The sequence below is a fragment of the Bradyrhizobium sp. 23AC genome (genome assembly GCF_054863025.1).
Genome location: NZ_JAVAYN010000239.1, coordinates 1 through 254, shown reverse-complemented (window position 1 = coordinate 254; position 254 = coordinate 1). Strand labels below are relative to the sequence as shown.

The 254-nt window shown below is 61.4% G+C and carries 1 protein-coding gene; it reads left to right on the top strand.

Going from position 1 to position 254, the window contains the following annotated elements; translation table 11 throughout:
• Positions 1 to 254 (top strand): amidohydrolase family protein (locus RAD10_RS42275; RefSeq protein ID WP_461622066.1); only part of this gene is annotated, 254 nt, incomplete at both ends.

The following is a 254-nucleotide window of genomic DNA, read 5'->3' as shown; positions in this document are numbered from 1 at the left end:
CCGACTTGAAAATTTCTACATCACCACGTCGGGCAATTTCCGCACCCAGGCGCTGATCGACGCGATGCTCGAAATCGGCGCCGACCGCATCCTCTTCTCCGCCGACTGGCCATTCGAGAACATCGACCACGCCGCCGACTGGTTTGACACGGCTGCCATCTCCGAAGGCGACCGCATCAAGATCGGCCGCGACAACGCGTGCGCCCTGTTCGGGCTCGGCAAGGCCTCAATTCAATCTGCCGCAGAGCAGAGCA